We start from the raw sequence: 17,351 nt of genomic DNA, 5'->3' as shown, positions 1-17,351 counted from the left end.
CATGCCTTTTTTCTTTTGTTTTAAGTATTAGTTCAATGGGTTGTTTATTACAATGTAAATTGAGATAATTAAACTATTATTTAAATACATGGAGGATGTTATTTTGAAAGCTTTATTTCAAAAAATATGGGATTTTTTTAATAGACATATAAATGTCTTTAAAGTTCTATTTGTTATATTTGTTTTAGGAATTGTAATCCATGTTGGCATTAGTGAGGGAAGCGAGATTAGCGGGCCTAAAATGGCTAAAAGTTTTGCTACTCAAACTCCATTATCACTAATAAGTATGACTATATTAGGTTTCATAGCCGTAACGCCAATGTTGATTTACGACTTCACGATTGTTGACTTTTTACCAGGTAAATTTAGCCCTTGGTATATAGTTAAAACTGGTTGGATAACTAACACTTTAACTAATATTGCTGGATTTGGCGGAGTTTTAGGAGCTAGTTTAAGAGCTAATTTTTATAGCAAAAATGCTAATCGTAAACAGATTTTATATGCTATATCAAAAATTGTAATATTTTTAGAAGCTGGTCTTTCTAGTTATTGTTGGATTGCCTTAATTATGATGTGGATTTTCGGTTTTGGAGCCAACAGTAATGACTGGTGGTGGTGGTTTGTATTATTAGCAGGTGGATTATATTTTCCAATTTTATTTATTTTCATTCGTAAAACAAACACCGATTTTTTCAAAGATATGACTAAAAAATTAGAGCTTCAATTAATTATCGGATCTTTGCTTGAATGGGCTGGATGTGCTTCATTATTTATAATAATTGGTGCATTTATGCATCAACCTGTAAATCTTTTAGCGGTATTACCGGTATTTATTGTTGCAAATGTAGTGGGAGTCTTTACATTAATTCCTGGAGGTGTTGGTACTTTTGATGGTACCATGATGATTGGTTTAGCATTTCTAGGCGTTGGTGGTAATGAAGCTTTAGTTTGGTTGTTACTATATCGAGCTTTTTACTATATTTTCCCTGTAATTTTAGGAATAATATTTTTTGTTTTTGATTTACTACAAAGATTTAATAAATTTTTGGATAACATTCCTAAGGCTATTTTCCAAAAGATATCGCATTGGTTTATAACAACTTTTATGTATTTTACTGGAATAATGATGATTCTATTAGTTGTTATGCCAAATCAAGTTCTATTTAATCGTTTTTATTTATTCTTAGAACCATACAGTTTTTACTTTTTAAGCCAATTATCAAATATTATATTTGCATTTTTACTAATTGGTTTAGCTAGAGGTTTTGCTTCTAAAGTAAAAAAAGTATATTGGCCAGCTACTGTTGTAATTTTAATTTCTATGTTTAATACACTTTGGAAAGAAGATTTTCCAATTAATATGTGTATTTTCTTTGGAATTGTTATAGTTGCTCTTTGGCTTTCATATGGTGTATTATACCGAGAAAAATTATCTTATCCTTGGGGACAAATGATCTTTGATATATTCATCTTTGGTTTTACATTTATAATGTATGGAATTGTTGGAATTTACACTAGCTTCAAGTTTAGAGCATTTCACTTCTTTAACGCTTATACATTTCCATCCACTCAAGTATGGTTTTCTGGTTTCTTAGCTTTAATTTTATCATTGTTAATTTCAATATTAATATATCGATATTTATCGTATAAGAAAGTTGAGTGGTTAGATCAACCATTCGATGCTAGCAGGGTACATGATGTTATAACTCAGTTTGGTGGAAATGAAGTTAGTCATTTAGCTTATGTTAGAGATAAAAGTATTTACTTTTATAGTGAAAATGGTCAAGATCAAATTTTCTTTATGTATAAAAAACGTGCTAATAAAATTATTATCATGGGTGAACCTATTGGAAACCAAGACAAATTAGAACCGGCAATCGATGATTTTATTACACACGCTGATAACATTGGATTATCATTAGTTTTCTATGAAGTCGGCGAAAAATTGACGATGATTCTACACGAAAAAGGTTTTAGCTTTACCAAAGCCGGTGAAGAAGGTCATGTTAATATTCAAGATTTTTCTTTAGTTGGTAAAAAGCATCGTGGTGAAAGAGCGCTAATGCATAAATTTGAACGTGATCAATATGAATTTGAGATTATAAACCCACCTTTTTCAGATAACTTTTTAAACAAACTAAAAAGTGTTTCTGATGAATGGTTGAAAGGTAATCCTGAAAAAGGATTTTCTCTTGGTTATTTTGATAAGTATTACTTAAGTCAAGCACCTATAGCTATTATGAAAGATAAAGATGCTAAAATAATTGCTTTTGCAAATATTATGCCTACAGGTGATTATGAAATGACTTCTATTGATTTAATGCGTTCAAGTAAAGATGCTCCTTCTGGAATTATGGATGGTTTATTTATAAATCTATTTAATCATGTTAAAGAGCAAGGTTATAAGTACTTTAATTTAGGAATGGCACCATTATCGAATGTTGGAGAATCTAAGTATAGTTTCATCGATGAAAAAATTGCTAACTTAATCTATAAATATGGTACTTCATTTTATAGTTTTCAGGGTTTAAGAACATATAAAGAAAAATATGTTGATTCTTGGGCACCTAAGTATATTGCTTACAGAAGAGGTAACTCATTAGTATTTACGATGTTACAATTACTTAGATTAGTTAACGAAAAGATGGAATTAAAAAACGAGAAAAAAAGTAAATTGAGATTTATGTTAAACAAATTAAAACGATAAATAAAAAAGGTTGTTGATAAAAATCAACAACCTTTTTTTATTTATTTACTTACCTATATTGTAATCATCATTATTCATAGCTTCTACTTCGCCTAATCGATAACCGTTACCAACTTGTGAGAAGAAGTCATGATTTGCGGTTGAAGTAGAGATACCATTCATTACGATTGGATCGACATCTTCATGGGTATCAGCAAACATAGGGTCTTGGCCCAAGTTCATTAATGCTTTATTTGCGTTATATCTAATAAACGTTAAAACATTGTCTGTCCAGCCAACTTTGTCGTACAACAAGTGAGTATATTTTTCTTCATTTTCATACAATTCGTATAAGAAGTTGTACATCCAGTCTTTCAAATCTTGTTGTTCATTACTGCCTAATTTGTTAAATGCAATTTGAAATTTATATCCAATATAAGTTCCGTGAACTGATTCATCACGTAAAATTAATTTTATAATTTCAGCAACATTAGGTAATTTATTGTGACCTAAGTACCATAGAGGAGTAAAGAATCCAGAGTAAAATAAGAAAGTTTCTAAAAATACACTAGAAATCTTTTTCTTTAGTGGATTTCCATCATCATGATATAACGTATAAATTTTCTTAGCTTTGTTTTGTAAAAATTCTTCAGAGTCACTCCATTTAAAAATTTCTTCAATTTCATCTGGAGTGTTTAAAGTAGAAAAAATGGAAGAGTAACTTTTAGCATGAACTGATTCCATAAATTGAATGTTATTTAAAACCGCAGTTTCATGTGGAGTAATAACATCCTTACGTAATGCAGCCATTCCATCTTGAGATTGTAAGGTATCTAATAGAGTTAATCCTCCAAAAACATGCCCTACTACCCATTTATGATCATCATCTAATGAACGCCAATCATGTAAATCATTAGACAAGGGGATACGGGTATCTAGCCAAAATTGTTCGGTTAACTTTTCCCAAGTCGCTTTGTCTATTTCATCGTTAATAGAATTCCAATTAATTGCTTTATAATTATCCATTAATTTAACTCCTAACTAATTAGTTTAAATTGAACAACTTTCACATTCGTTGACACCGACTTCTTGGTTATCATCAGTATAAGTTCTAACGTAGTATAGTGATTTAATACCCTTATAATGTGCATAGTTTCTTAGAATAGTTAAATCACGGGTAGTCATTTTATCTGTACGACCATTTTTCCATTCGTATAAATTATCTTTGATAGTTGAACGCATGAATAAAGTTAAACTCATACTTTGGTCTACATGTTTCTGAGCTGCTGCGTATGTGTCAATTACTTTACGCATGTCAGTATCGTATGCTGATTTGTAGTAAGGAATTGTTTTATTAGATAGATAAGGAGCTGGATAGTAAATTTTACCAGTTTTAGCTTCATAACGTTCTTCAATTCGACTAATAATAGGGTGCAAACTAGCAGTAGTATCGTTAATGTATGAAATAGAACCGTTTGGTGCAACTGCTAATCTATTTTGATTATATAAACCATATTGCATAACATTTTCTTTTAATTGTTCCCAGTCTTTTTGTTCAGGAATAAAAATGTTTTTAAACAGTTCTTGTACTTTACTATTTTCAGGTGCCCAATTTTGTTGGATGTATTTATCAAAATAAGATCCATCAGCATACTTACTGTTCTCAAAGTTATGGAAAGTTTCTTTACGTTCTTTAGCGATTTCGTTAGATGTTTTTAATGTCCAATAGTTTAGTAACATAAAGTAAACACCGGTGAATTCGATAGCTTCTTTTGAACCATATTCAATTTGATTTTTAGCTAAGAAACTGTGTAGTCCCATACCACCCAAACCAATACTGTGTGCTAGATGATTACCATGTTGAATAGATGGTACTACATCAATGTTAGAGTTATCAGAAACAAAGGTTAGCGCTCTAACCATAGCATCTACAGACTTACCGAAGTCAGGTGAATCCATTAAGTTCACAATATTAGTTGAACCTAAGTTACATGAAACGTCGGTACCTAATTCAGAATAATTTTGTTGGTTATCTACAGTTGATGGAGTTTGTACCTGCATTATTTCTGAACATAGATTACTCATAACGATTTTACCATCAATTGGATTTACTTTGTTAGCAGTATCAATATTTATAATGTATGGATAGCCAGATTCTTGTTGCAATTTTGAAATTTCAGTTTCTAATTCTCTAGCCTTAATTGTTGTTTTTTTGATATTTGGATTATTAACCATGTTGTCATATTCCTTAGTTATGTCAACATATGAAAATGGCTTACCATAAATTGCTTCTACATCGTATGGACTAAATAGGTACATGTCATCATTGTTTTTACATAATTCATAGAATTTATCTGGAACCGTAATCCCTAATGAAAGGGTTTTAACCCTAATTTTTTCATCAGCATTTTCTTTTTTAGCTGCTAAAAAGTCAATAATATCAGGATGGAAAACACTTAAATAAACTACTCCAGCTCCTTGACGTTGTCCTAATTGATTAGAATATGAAAAACTATCTTCTAGTAGTTTCATAACAGGAACGACACCAGAAGCAGCACCTTCAATGTGCTTAATAGGATCGCCAGCAGCGCGTAAATTAGAAAGATTAATTCCAACACCACCACCAATTCTAGACAGTTGTAATGCCGAGTTAATAGTTCTACCAATTGTATTCATGTTATCAGTAGTTTGAATTAAAAAGCATGACACAAATTCACCACGTCTTTTTCGACCGGCATTTAAAAAACTTGGGGTAGCAGGTTGATATCTTTGATGAACAATTTCATCAGCTAAATTCATAGCTAATTCTTCATTACCATTAGCGAAATAAAGTGCATTCATAGCAACGCGGTCAATGAATTGTTCCAAGTAGTAATTATTGTCATTAGTTTTAAGTGCATATTGAGCATAAAATTTATATGCTGCCATAAAAGACTTAAAATGAAAATTTTGATTTTTTAAATATTCATATAACTTTTCAATAAAGCTAAAATTATATTTATTGATAAATTCAGATTCAATGTAGTCATTTTCAATTAGAAAATCGATTCGTTCTCTTAATGATGAAAAAGTTTTAAGATTAGCTTTTACGTTTTCTTTTAAAAATGCTTCTAATGCTTCTGCATCTTTATTTAATTGTATTTTACCGTTTTTTGGGATGTTAATTTCATTATTTAAATCATAATAAGTTACATTTTTTAAGTCTTTTAATGACATTAATTCACACTCTCCTAACAATAATTGTCAATAAAATTGGCGAGACCATATTAAAAGGTTTCGCCAAAGTGATAAGATATATAGTATAATTAATTCCTTTAATAAACGATTATGCTAATTGAGATAATTTATCTGGTCTAAAACCTGAAATTTCAAATTCATTAGTTTCAACAACTGGCAAGGACATGAAACCTTTTTCTTTTAAGTATTCAATATATTCAGGTTCTTCGTTAATGTTTTTTTCGATAAATTCAACGTTGTGTTCTTCAAGGAATTTTTTAGTCATTTTGCATTGAATGCAATTATTTTTTGAATAAACAGTAACTTTTTCCATGGTTAAATCTTCCTCTTTTATTTAAAATGTATATATAAGTTTACACCACAAAAATAAAAAATCAAATAAAAATACACTACATTTTGTGTTTGAAATTCTTCTAAACACTATCAGTAGTGTATATGAAAATATTTTAAAAATTTAAAAAAGCGAGTGATTAAAAATGAACGACTTTTATTATACACCGAACCCAGATGTTGTCCATAAAATTCAGCAGTGGGATTTTGAATTATTAGGTAATAAAATTGCTTTTACAACTGATAATGGAGTTTTCTCAAAAAAACGTGTTGACTACGGATCAGTTGTTTTGATGAATGCATTTAATATATCTAAAATTCCCAGTGGAAAAATTCTGGATTTGGGATGTGGATATGGACCTGTAGGTATTGCTTTAGCTAAAAAATATACTGATCGAGAATTTGATTTGGTAGATGTTAACAATCGAGCACTATCTTTGGCCCAAACTAATGCTAAAAATAATGGTGTAGATAATAGACTTACTATATATAATTCAAACATTTATGAGAATATCCAAAGTAAGTATGCAGCTATTGTAGTCAATCCGCCTATTAGGGCAGGAAAAATGGTGGTAAATACAATGTTAAGCAAAGCGAAAAATCATTTATTACCATCAGGGACTTTAACTGCTGTATTACAAAAAAAGCAAGGAGCACCATCTGCCAAAAAACTTATGAAGAGCACTTTTGGCAACTGTGAGATTATAAAAAAAGATAAAGGCTATTACATACTGGAAAGTATTTATAATGGTGATAAATAAATGACATTTTCTAAATTTGATTATAATTGTATGCAACAAGCACTTTTTGAAGCTCAAAAAGCTTATGCAATTGGTGAGGTACCCATTGGAGCAGTTATTACTAAAGATAATGAAATTATAGCTACTGGCTTTAATCTTAGGGAACATAGTCAAACTGCAATTGATCATGCTGAAGTTATAGCAATTAATCAAGCTTGTAATCACTTAAATAGTTGGCGATTAGAAGATTGTACACTTTATGTAACTATTGAGCCTTGCTTAATGTGTGCAGGTGCTATTTTGAATTCTCGAGTTAAGCGTGTAGTTTATGGGGCATCAGACTTAAAAGCAGGAGGAGTTCATAGTCTTTATAATGTTTTAAATGATAAGCGACTTAATCATCAAGTGATTGTAGAATCTGGATTAATGGATGCTGAAGCTGCGAATACTATGAAATCTTTTTTTAGAGCTGCTCGTAAGAGAAATAAAAAACGTTCTAAGCACTAGACATATTTGTCTAAATGAGTTAGTATAGTTGTTGCCGAAAGGTCTTGAAGCAAAGAGATGCTTACGAACCGTGTCAGATTCGAAAGAAAGCAGCACTAAGTATTCTATTTCTTGTGCTTCTCGTAATTAGACGTTTAACTCTTAGTCAATTGTTGGCTAAGAGTTTTTTATTTTTAATGGAAAATGTTTAATATTGACGATATAATTATATGTATTAATAAATAATAATTGAAAGGAATTTTTACATGAGTTATCAGGCTTTGTATCGGGTTTGGCGTCCTCAAAAGTTTAATGATTTGATTGGTCAAGGCATTATAACTAAAACTCTAAAGAATGCTTTAATTACTAATCAAATTAGTCATGCTTATTTGTTTGCTGGTCCGCGTGGAACCGGTAAAACTTCAGCGGCTAAAATTTTTGCTAAAGCAATAAATTGTCCAAATCAACAAGATGGTGAACCATGTAACGATTGTTTTATCTGTAAAAGCATTACTGAAGGTAATTTAAATGATGTAATTGAAATTGATGCAGCTTCTAATAATGGAGTTGAAGAAATAAGAAATATTAGAGATAAGGCTAAATATGCGCCTACAGAATCTAAGTATAAAGTTTACATCATTGATGAAGTTCATATGCTTTCCACAGGTGCATTTAATGCACTTTTAAAAACATTGGAAGAACCACCAGAACATGTCATATTTATTTTGGCCACAACTGAACCTCAAAAAATTCCTGCAACCATTATTTCTAGAGTTCAACGATTTGATTTTAAAAGAATCAAAGCCAGTGACATACTTAATCGTATGGAATATATTCTAAATGAAAAGCACCTATCTTATGATGATAAGGCTTTGAAGTTAATTGCTAAATCTGCTGAAGGTGGTATGCGTGATGCACTAAGCATTCTAGATCAAGCGCTTTCTTTTGGAATGAATAAAGTCACTTATGAAAACGCTTTGGAAGTAACGGGAAGCGTTGATAAAAAGTTAATTAACCAGTATCTAAATCAAGTAGTAGCTGATGATATAAAGTCTGCTTTACTTAGTGTTAGGGAGTTAGTTGAAAATGGTAAAGATGCCAATCGATTTATCGAAGACATTTTAGACTATTGTCAGAATATTTTACTTTATAAACAAGTCCCTGAAATGTTAAAATCAATTGAGTTAGATATTTTAGATAATAATTTTGAAGATACTGCTAAAAGTATAAATTCAGATATGTTGTATAAAATGATTATTGAATTAAATAATGTTCAAAATCAAATGCGTTTTTCATCGCATCCAGATATATACTTAGAGGTACTAACTGTAAAGTTAGCTTCAATAGGTCAAACAAAGCATCTATCAAGTGACAACAGTCAAAGTGATGAGTCTATCAATGATCTTTTATCTAAAATTAAACACCTACAACAAGAAATAGACCGTTTAAAATCTAACAAGTCTAAACAATTTTCCACCTCAAAAGTTATTTCTGAAGATAGTCAGGTTACAGAAAAGTCTAATAAAATTAATACTAAGCCTGCTAAATTTAAGGTTAATCTTAATGATGTGTATGCAGTTTTAGATAATGCTACTAGAAAAGATTTAAACAATTTAAATGATGCTTGGACTGAATTGTTGCAATCATTAGATGTAACGCAAAGAGCAGTTATGCATGTTTCAAAACCCGTTGCTGCTAGTCCTGAGGGTTCAGTTATAGCTTTTGAATATGCATTTTTATGTCAAAGAGCTAATTCTGATTCAAGCTTATTAGATGCCTTAGAGAATGGTTTAGATCGAATTGTAGGATATGTACCTAAAATGATTTTTGTTCCGAAAGATGAATGGCCAAAAATTAGAAGCAATTACATTAAACAAAATAAATCAAATCAATCTGAGATGATTAAAGATAATCAACCAGCAGAAACACAATCAACATTGGTTGATAAAGCTGCTAAAATGTTTGGTAAGGATATCTTGAACATCAAAGAAGATTAATAAAGGAGATATGTATTATGATGAATGGTATGAATATGAACAAAATGATGAAACAAGTTAAACAAATGCAAAAGAAAATGGGTGCTGACCAAGAAGAGTTAAATAAAAAAGAATTTACTGGAGTTTCACCCGAAGATATGGTTAAAGTAGTCTTTACTGGTGACCGTAAGATGAAAGATATGCAAATTAATAGTGAAGCTATTGATCCAGATGATCCAGACATGCTTTCAGACTTGGTAATTAGTGCTGTAAATGATGCATTAACTAAGGTTGATAAAGAAACTTCAGAAACAATGGGTAAATACACTAAAGGTATTCCAGGCATGTAATTTACTTTTTTAAATTAAAGAAGGAAAAAATCTATGCAATATCCAGAACCGATTGCAAAACTTATCGACAGCTACATGCGATTACCAGGTATTGGCCGTAAAACAGCTATTAGATTAGCTTATTTTACGGTTACTATGAATAAAGAAGATGTTATTGCATTTGCTAGTGCTTTAAAAGAAACCAAGCAACGTCTTAAATATTGTTCTATTTGTGGTGATTTAACTGCCGAAGACCCATGTAATATCTGTCAAGATAAGCAAAGAAATCAATCCGAATTACTAGTTGTTGAACAACCTAAAGATGTTATGGTAATGGAAAATATGCAAAATTATCATGGCTTATACCATGTTTTGCATGGAGTACTTTCACCTATGGATGGCAAAGGCCCTGAAGAATTGAATATCAAATCTTTATTAAAAAGACTACAAAACAACGAAAATATTAAAGAAGTTATTGTAGCCACTAATGCTACTCCTGAAGGTGAAGCCACAGCGATGTATCTGGCTAAGTTAATTAAACCAGCTGGCATAAAAGTTACACGTCTAGCACATGGATTATCAGTTGGTAGTGATATTGAATACGCTGATGAAATGACTCTTTCTAGGGCTGTTTCTGGTCGTACGGAAATGTAGGAGCGGTCATAATGCTAGGAATTATTAAAAAAAAGAATAATTTTAGAAAACAGTATGATGAATTTTTATTGAATTCAATAGATAGAGCTAAGTCTAATTGGGATCATGCACGCGAAACTGAAGAGGCCATTTCAGAAACCGATGGTGAAATTACTTCACAAACACAATTAGCTAGACAAAAATATTTATTCTTATATCAAGAAGCTAGGGTTAGAGATGTTAAAAATAACCATTTTCAATCATCTGTTTTTGACTATTAGCTAGTTAAATAGTGTCTTAATTCTTTGAGAATTTTGACACTTTTTATTTATACTGTTAAAAATTTGATAGGAGACTAACATGCAAGGAAAATTTGTTACTTTTGAGGGCCCCGATGGAGCTGGAAAAACTACAGTTATGAATGAAGTTTTAGAAGTTTTAAAAAAAGATTTGCCTGAAAATTTGGTTTTAAGTCGTGAACCTGGCGGAAATAATATTTCTGAGCAAATTCGTAATATTATTTTAAACCCTGACAATACGGCAATGGATTATCGAACTGAAGCTTTATTATATGCGGCTTCTAGGAGACAAAATATTACTCAAACTATTTTACCAGCTATCAAACAAGGTAAATTGGTTTTGTGTGATCGATTTTTAGATAGTTCCATTGCCTATCAAGGTGGTGGACGTGAAATTGGTGATGATTTAATTTTAAAAATGAATCAGTTTGCTACAGAAGGATTTGAACCTGATTTGACTTTGTACTTTGACATACCAGTATCTGTAGGCTTAGCAAGAATTGCCAAAAATCGTAGTGATAGTGAAATTGATCGATTAGATCAAGAAACAAAATCGTTTCATGAACGTGTTCATACTGCCTACAAGAAGATTATAAGTAATGATTCTGGTAGAATAAAAGTAATTGATGCTACTCAACCAATTGATAAGGTGGTAGCTGAAACGTTAAAAATCATTCAAGATTTTTATAAAAAATATTTTGACTAGGAGTGATCATAATGAAATTAATTATCGCAATTGTTCAAAATAAAGACGCATCCAAATTGCAAAATGAATTTGTTAAAAATAATATTCCTGAAACTAAACTTTCTACTACTGGTGGTTTTTTACGATCAGGTAACACTACTTATATGATTGGGATTAAAGATGAGCGTGTTTCAGAAGTTTTAGATATTATTAAAAATATTTCTAGAACCAGAGAGCAATACATGACACCACCAGTTAATCTGGATGGAGGCGTTTCAGATGCTTCTTATCCTGTTAAAGTTCAAGTGGGTGGAGCTACAGTTATGGTGCTACCAATGGACAATTTTTATCAATTTTAGTGGAGTATAAAATGTCTGATAACATTTTCTTAAATGAAGCAATAAACAAACAACCTAACATAGTTAATCATTTCTTTAATATGGTTAATAATCATGATTTATCCCACGCCTATTTACTAAATGGTAATTCTGGAGTAGGTAAAAAATCTGTAGCAATGAGTTCTACAATGGCTTTATTTTGTAAAAATAAAATGAACAAACAGCCTTGTGGTAAATGTAATGAATGTCGCAGAATTACCGATGGCCAACATCCAGATGTGGTATTTATCCAACCAGATGGTCAAAGTATTAAGGTTGAACAAGTTAGAACTTTGAAAGCAGAATTTTCTAAACGCGGAGTTGAAGGTCGACTCAAGGTTTTTATTATTATTGATGCGGAAAAAATGACTGAAAATGCTGCTAACAGTCTTTTGAAGTTTATTGAAGAACCAAGTGGTGATGTCGTTTCCTTTCTAATTACTACTAATAAAAATATGATTTTGCCAACAATTATTTCTAGAACTCAAGTGATTGATTTTCCAACTTTAAGCAATCGTTTTTTTGATGACGAACTAAAAAAAATAAAAACTAATCCTAATGACTATAATTTGTTAAAATCATTAACTAACAGTTTGGAAACAGCTAAGAATCTGATGAATGATGATTGGTTCAACAAAGCTAAATCAGCAGTTGAAAATTGGTTCAATTACATTTGCAAAAAAGACTATTGTGCTTTTACTACGATTCAAATTGAAATAATGCCATTAATTACAGATAAAAATAGTAAACAACAAATCATAAATATGATGCTTCAAATATGGCGTGATATGCTTAGTGTTAAGTATTTGAATTTTCAAAAAAATGAAATTGATTTTGTAGACGATTTTAATAATATTGACAGTTTTGTTATTGAGATTAGTTCTATAAAATTTATTTCGATTATCCAGATTATGTTAGAATGTAACAATAAAATGTCCATTAATCTTAACTTTCAAAATATTTTAGAATCGACTACTTTAGAAATATTGTCCGAATTAAGATAATATTTAGTTTTGTAAATTGGGGTGAATTTGATTGGATAAACGTGAATTGTATGATGGTTTTAAAAATATGGAAGCACAAACCCAATTAATGTTGAGCAAATTTTCTGAGCTTAGAGAAGGCATGACTGAGATTATGGAAAAAAACTCTGAATTAGAAATTGAAAATCAACATTTAAGAGAGTTAATAAACGAACAAAAAGATAGTGAAAATGATAATGACGGTGAACCACATTTATCTAAATCGCGAAAAAATCTTGAAAAATTGTATAACGAAGGGTTTCATGTTTGTAATCAGTTTTATGGAAAACATCGTGATGAAAATGACAGTTGCATTTTTTGTACAGAGATAATATATAGAGAAGGATAGTTGAGGTGGAAAATTAATTTGAAAACACAAAGTAGCTTTGCTAAAAGTGTCGATAGTGGGAAGCTGTATTTGGTACCAACACCCATTGGAAATCTTGATGACATGACTTTTCGTGCAATTAAGACATTGAAAGCCGTAGATTTAATTGCAGCTGAAGATACTAGGCACACTCAACAACTACTCAATCATTTTGAAATTGAAAACAAAAAAATAAGTTTTCATGAACATAATACACAAGAAAGAATACCGCTTTTAGTCGACAAGTTAAAAAATGGTGAAAACATAGCCCAAGTTAGTGATGCGGGAATGCCTTCCATTAGTGACCCAGGAAAAGAATTAGTTAGGGCATGTATTGATGCTAATATTCCGGTGATTCCATTGCCTGGGGCCAATGCAGGTTTAACAGCGTTAATCGCTTCTGGACTAGCTCCACAACCCTTTTATTTTTATGGGTTTTTAAAGCGTAAAAAGAATGAACAAATAGATGAATTAAAGAACTTAAATCATTTAAAAAGTACGTTTATAATTTATGAATCTCCATATCGACTAAAAAAAACGTTATCAAATATGTGTGAAGTATTAGGAAATTCAAGACAAGCAGTCGTTTGTAGAGAACTAACTAAAAAATTTGAAGAATTTAATCGAGGTAAACTGTCTGAATTATTAAATTGGGCAACTGAAAATACACCTAGAGGAGAATTTTTAATAATAGTTGATGGAAATTCCGAAGATGTTAATGATAACGAAACTGATATTTTCTTAACTAAAATGTCAATAAATAAACAAGTTGATTATTTTATTTCAAAAGACATGAAAACTAACGATGCTATAAAAAAAGTAGCTAAAATGCATGATGTTAAAAAACAAGAGATATATAATCTTTATCATCAAATTTAGCATTATAAAGAAGGTTTTAAATTGAATACTCCTGATAAATATAGTGAAAAACATCGAGTAACTTACTATGAAGCAGATTTTACTAGGAGAATGACGTTAGCGATGATGCTAGATATTGTCATTTTAGCTTCTGAAGACCAAAGTGAAAAATTAAGAGTAGGTTCAGATACAGTAAAAAAATTAAATATGGGTTGGGTAGTCATTCAATACTCTATTGATATTCAAAAAATGCCCAGAGTTAACGAAACGATAACGTTAGTTACAGAGTCTAAATATTATAATAAATTTTTTGCATATCGTGAATTTTGGATTAAAGACGATTCAGGTAATACCTATGTTCATATGACTAGCAGATGGGTTGTTATGGATTACAAAACTAGAAAGATGACTAAAATTCCCAATGAAATTGTTGAACCATATAGGGCTGAAAAAGTTGTTAACATTCCTAAATTACCTCGTCCTGTTAAAATTGACGAAAGTTCTGAACAAGTAACTAGCAACCAATATCGAGTTAGATACTTAGATATTGATTCAAATCAACATGTCAATAATGCACACTATCTAGATTGGATGGTTGATGTATTGTCCCCTGAATTTCTGAATACTCATACTGCTAAGCATATTGATCTTAGATATGAAAATGAAGTTAAGTATGGTTATGATGTAAATAGTAAGGTTTCATTTTCAAAAAATGGTAATGATTTAATTTCTAAACATGAAATTTACAGTAATGGAAAACGTTCAGCCAGTGCTAATATTACATGGTAAATAGTGAAACTATCCTTTAGTTTCACTATTTTTTTGTTATAATTTAGAAGTTAATAAATTTCATTTTAGGGAGATATCAAAAAATATGAAAGTTTTGGCATTGGACACATCAAACCGGCCATTAACAGTTGCTATCGTTGAAGACAATCAAATTCTAGCTACTGAAACTACAACAGTGCATCAAAAACACGCTGAATTTTTAATGCCAATCATTGAAAATTTATTTAATAAGTGTGATTTGAAACCTAATGATATTGACAGAATTGTAGTTTCTAGCGGACCGGGATCTTATACTGGAATTAGAATTGCAACAGCGACGGCAAAGACGTTAGCATTTACTTTAAATAAAGAACTAGTCGGAATTTCTAGTCTACTAGCTTTAGCTCTAAATTGTGAAACAGAAAATATGCTCGTAATGCCTATTTTTAATGCTAGAAATAATAATGCATTTACTGGTCTTTATAAAATAAAAAATGGTCAGCCAACAGTTTTATTAGAAGATTGTCATACTGATTTTGATAGATGGATTGAAAAAGTAAAAGCTGAATTTAGTGGTGAAAAAATATGTTTAGCAGGAGATTATTCTGTTTTTTTAGATAAAATTAAAGCAGAATTATCTAATAACTATTACACACTTAGTTTTGATAACAACTTGCCTAAAGCAGCTAAAATTGCTAAATATGGTCAAAATTTAAATCCAATCAAGGATATTGATACGTTTGTTCCACAATATCTACGATTAACAAAGGCTGAATCTGACTGGCAAAAATTACATCCAGAAGAGGTAAATCAATCATATGTTCAAAAAAATGATTAATTGGTTTAAAAATCGATTATTTAGTAATCAAAATAAGTTAAGGATTAGTGACTTAGATGTTAAAAATCATACGGTTATGATAAATAAACAACACTATTTCCTAGCTAAAGCAATGGTTACAGATATCCCAGAAATTTTAGATATAGAAAAAAGAGTATATAACGGTGATACACCATGGACTGCAGAAGCTTTTATTAGTGAGTTTCAAAGAATGACTGATCGATATTATTTAGTTATTCGTTATCATGATAGGCTGGTAGCCTTTGCGGGATGCTCATTCAATGACCATACCTTAGATTGTCATGTTACGAATGTTGCGGTTGATCCAGATTTTCAAAGTCGAGGACTAGGGTATTTCTTAATTACTAAGATTATTAAGAAAGCTCGCCAAATGGAGTTTAAGAGTATGTCATTGGAAGTTAGAGTTTCTAATATTCATGCCCAAAGACTTTATGAAGATTTAGGCTTTAAAAAACAAGAAATAAAAAAATCCTATTATGATGGAGATCATGAGGATGCTATCGATATGAAATTAGATTTAATATCTTTAGATTCTTCACCAACTAATTTTGGAATGTAGTAATTTTTATAGAAATGAAGTGTTTTTTTGAAAAGAAATTTAATAATGTCTTTTGAATCTAGTTGTGATGAAACTAGTGTTGCAATTATCGAAGACGGTCATAAAATTTTATCGAATATCGTTGCTACTCAAATCAATAGTCATAAAAGATTTGGTGGAGTAGTTCCTGAAGTAGCAAGTCGTCATCATATTGAAGAAATTACAATTTGTATCGGCGATGCTATGAAAAAAGCAAATGTTACTTATGATGATTTGACAGCGGTCGCAGTTACTTATGGACCAGGACTAGTTGGAGCTTTATTAATTGGAGTAACAGCTGCTAAGACGGTTGCTTGGGCACATAATTTACCATTGATTCCAGTAAATCATATTGCTGGTCATATTAGTGCAGCTGCATTTGTGGAACCTATTCAATACCCAGCGTTAGCATTAGTTGTTTCTGGTGGTCATACCGAGTTAGTTTTAATGCCTAAAGAAGGTGAATTTAAAATTGTTGGTGAGACCAGAGACGATGCTGCTGGGGAAGCCTATGATAAAGTAGGACGTGTGTTAGGATTGTCATATCCTGCTGGACCAGTGGTTGATCAAATGGCTGCTAAGGGCAAAGATACTTTTAATTTTCCACGAGCTATGGAAAAAGATGATAACTACGATTTTAGTTTTAGTGGTTTAAAGAGTGCTTTTATAAATACAGTTCATCATGCAGACCAAATCAATGAAACTTTAGACAAAGATGATTTAGCAGCTAGTTTTCAAAGCGCAGTGGTAGATGTTTTAGTAAACAAAACTCTAAAAGCTTTAGCAGAATTTCCAGTTAAACAATTAATTTTGGCAGGGGGAGTAGCTGCTAATAAAGGTTTACGTGATGCTTTAGAAAAACATATTAAGCAGACTAAATTGGTTAAAGCCCCACTTAATCTTTGTGGTGATAATGCCGCTATGATTGGTGCAGCAGCTTATGTTTTAAATAAAGAACACAAATATGCTGGAACTGACTTGAATGCTGATCCAAGTTTAGAATTTGATTGGTTAGATAGCGTTGAAAAATAAAAAAGCAGAATGATTAATGTACCGCCTTAAAAAAGTTAGACATAATATCTAATTTTTTAAGGCGGTTTTTTTATGTCAAAATATTCAACT

The 17,351-nt window shown here is 30.8% G+C and carries 19 protein-coding genes and 1 other RNA gene; 17 read left to right on the top strand and 3 right to left on the bottom strand.

Translation table 11 applies throughout. The features are described 5' to 3' along the window. The first annotated feature begins 103 nt into the window (after positions 1-103). On the top strand, positions 104-2,707 hold the full coding sequence (gene mprF / locus K5Q11_RS03925; RefSeq protein WP_251067905.1) for a bifunctional lysylphosphatidylglycerol flippase/synthetase MprF: 2,604 nt from the start codon (positions 104-106) through the stop codon (positions 2,705-2,707). A gap of 45 nt (positions 2,708-2,752) precedes the next feature. On the opposite strand, the gene nrdF is transcribed toward mprF, so the two are convergent. The 3 genes from nrdF to nrdH all read right to left on the bottom strand — a co-directional run bounded on the left by nrdF (position 2,753) and on the right by nrdH (position 6,236). Then, entirely contained in the window at positions 2,753-3,712 is a 960-nt protein-coding gene (gene nrdF, locus K5Q11_RS03920; protein ID WP_220727946.1) for a class 1b ribonucleoside-diphosphate reductase subunit beta, read from the bottom strand. Between the two features lie 24 nt (positions 3,713-3,736). After that, the gene (gene nrdE, locus K5Q11_RS03915; protein ID WP_220751305.1) at positions 3,737-5,902 is read right to left on the bottom strand and encodes a class 1b ribonucleoside-diphosphate reductase subunit alpha; all 2,166 of its coding nucleotides are present in this window, start codon (positions 5,900-5,902) and stop codon (positions 3,737-3,739) included. A gap of 109 nt (positions 5,903-6,011) precedes the next feature. After that, positions 6,012-6,236, bottom strand: coding sequence for a glutaredoxin-like protein NrdH (gene nrdH / locus K5Q11_RS03910; RefSeq protein ID WP_220727944.1), 225 nt, complete (start codon positions 6,234-6,236; stop codon positions 6,012-6,014). Between the two features lie 163 nt (positions 6,237-6,399). Between nrdH and K5Q11_RS03905 the strand changes: the two genes are divergently transcribed. From K5Q11_RS03905 to tsaD, 16 genes are all read left to right on the top strand, one after another. Beyond that, complete coding sequence (locus K5Q11_RS03905; protein ID WP_220751304.1) at positions 6,400-7,014, top strand: class I SAM-dependent methyltransferase; 615 nt, start codon at positions 6,400-6,402, stop codon at positions 7,012-7,014. Further along, complete coding sequence (gene tadA, locus K5Q11_RS03900; protein WP_220751303.1) at positions 7,015-7,500, top strand: tRNA adenosine(34) deaminase TadA; 486 nt, start codon at positions 7,015-7,017, stop codon at positions 7,498-7,500. 36 nt (positions 7,501-7,536) lie between these two features. Further along, positions 7,537-7,635, top strand: an RNA gene (gene ffs, locus K5Q11_RS03895) — signal recognition particle sRNA small type. 110 nt (positions 7,636-7,745) lie between these two features. Beyond that, the gene (dnaX, locus tag K5Q11_RS03890; RefSeq protein WP_220751302.1) at positions 7,746-9,476 is read left to right on the top strand and encodes a DNA polymerase III subunit gamma/tau; all 1,731 of its coding nucleotides are present in this window, start codon (positions 7,746-7,748) and stop codon (positions 9,474-9,476) included. Positions 9,477-9,493: 17 nt separating this feature from the next. After that, positions 9,494-9,805, top strand: a complete 312-nt coding sequence (locus K5Q11_RS03885; protein WP_220751301.1) for a YbaB/EbfC family nucleoid-associated protein — start codon at positions 9,494-9,496, stop codon at positions 9,803-9,805. 33 nt (positions 9,806-9,838) lie between these two features. Further along, the gene (recR, locus tag K5Q11_RS03880) at positions 9,839-10,438 is read left to right on the top strand and encodes a recombination mediator RecR (protein ID WP_220727940.1); all 600 of its coding nucleotides are present in this window, start codon (positions 9,839-9,841) and stop codon (positions 10,436-10,438) included. An 11-nt stretch (positions 10,439-10,449) separates the two neighbouring features. Continuing rightward, positions 10,450-10,698: a YaaL family protein gene (locus tag K5Q11_RS03875; protein WP_220751300.1), complete on the top strand. Its 249-nt coding sequence runs from the start codon at positions 10,450-10,452 to the stop codon at positions 10,696-10,698. Between the two features lie 79 nt (positions 10,699-10,777). Then, the gene (gene tmk / locus K5Q11_RS03870; protein WP_220751299.1) at positions 10,778-11,422 is read left to right on the top strand and encodes a dTMP kinase; all 645 of its coding nucleotides are present in this window, start codon (positions 10,778-10,780) and stop codon (positions 11,420-11,422) included. A gap of 11 nt (positions 11,423-11,433) precedes the next feature. Continuing rightward, positions 11,434-11,760: a cyclic di-AMP receptor DarA gene (gene darA, locus K5Q11_RS03865; protein WP_220751298.1), complete on the top strand. Its 327-nt coding sequence runs from the start codon at positions 11,434-11,436 to the stop codon at positions 11,758-11,760. An 11-nt stretch (positions 11,761-11,771) separates the two neighbouring features. Then, complete coding sequence (holB, locus tag K5Q11_RS03860; protein ID WP_220751297.1) at positions 11,772-12,782, top strand: DNA polymerase III subunit delta'; 1,011 nt, start codon at positions 11,772-11,774, stop codon at positions 12,780-12,782. A 31-nt stretch (positions 12,783-12,813) separates the two neighbouring features. After that, positions 12,814-13,149, top strand: coding sequence for a DNA replication initiation control protein YabA (locus K5Q11_RS03855; protein WP_220727935.1), 336 nt, complete (start codon positions 12,814-12,816; stop codon positions 13,147-13,149). An 18-nt stretch (positions 13,150-13,167) separates the two neighbouring features. Beyond that, positions 13,168-14,046, top strand: a complete 879-nt coding sequence (gene rsmI, locus K5Q11_RS03850) for a 16S rRNA (cytidine(1402)-2'-O)-methyltransferase (RefSeq protein ID WP_220751296.1) — start codon at positions 13,168-13,170, stop codon at positions 14,044-14,046. A 21-nt stretch (positions 14,047-14,067) separates the two neighbouring features. Then, the gene (locus tag K5Q11_RS03845; protein ID WP_220751295.1) at positions 14,068-14,814 is read left to right on the top strand and encodes an acyl-[acyl-carrier-protein] thioesterase; all 747 of its coding nucleotides are present in this window, start codon (positions 14,068-14,070) and stop codon (positions 14,812-14,814) included. Between the two features lie 85 nt (positions 14,815-14,899). Beyond that, on the top strand, positions 14,900-15,631 hold the full coding sequence (gene tsaB, locus K5Q11_RS03840) for a tRNA (adenosine(37)-N6)-threonylcarbamoyltransferase complex dimerization subunit type 1 TsaB (protein WP_220751294.1): 732 nt from the start codon (positions 14,900-14,902) through the stop codon (positions 15,629-15,631). Continuing rightward, a complete protein-coding gene (gene rimI, locus K5Q11_RS03835; RefSeq protein ID WP_220727931.1) occupies positions 15,612-16,211 on the top strand; it encodes a ribosomal protein S18-alanine N-acetyltransferase in 600 nt (199 codons plus the stop codon). The genes tsaB and rimI overlap by 20 nt, the downstream gene beginning before the upstream one ends. Positions 16,212-16,256: 45 nt before the next feature. Next, entirely contained in the window at positions 16,257-17,261 is a 1,005-nt protein-coding gene (gene tsaD, locus K5Q11_RS03830; protein WP_220751323.1) for a tRNA (adenosine(37)-N6)-threonylcarbamoyltransferase complex transferase subunit TsaD, read from the top strand. Positions 17,262-17,351: the final 90 nt, after the last annotated feature.

The sequence above is a fragment of the Apilactobacillus xinyiensis genome (genome assembly GCF_019656235.1).
Classification (GTDB): Bacteria; Bacillota; Bacilli; order Lactobacillales; family Lactobacillaceae; genus Apilactobacillus; species Apilactobacillus xinyiensis.
The sequence above is the reverse complement of the archived record's forward strand: the minus strand, read 5'-3'. Positions and strand labels throughout refer to the sequence as shown.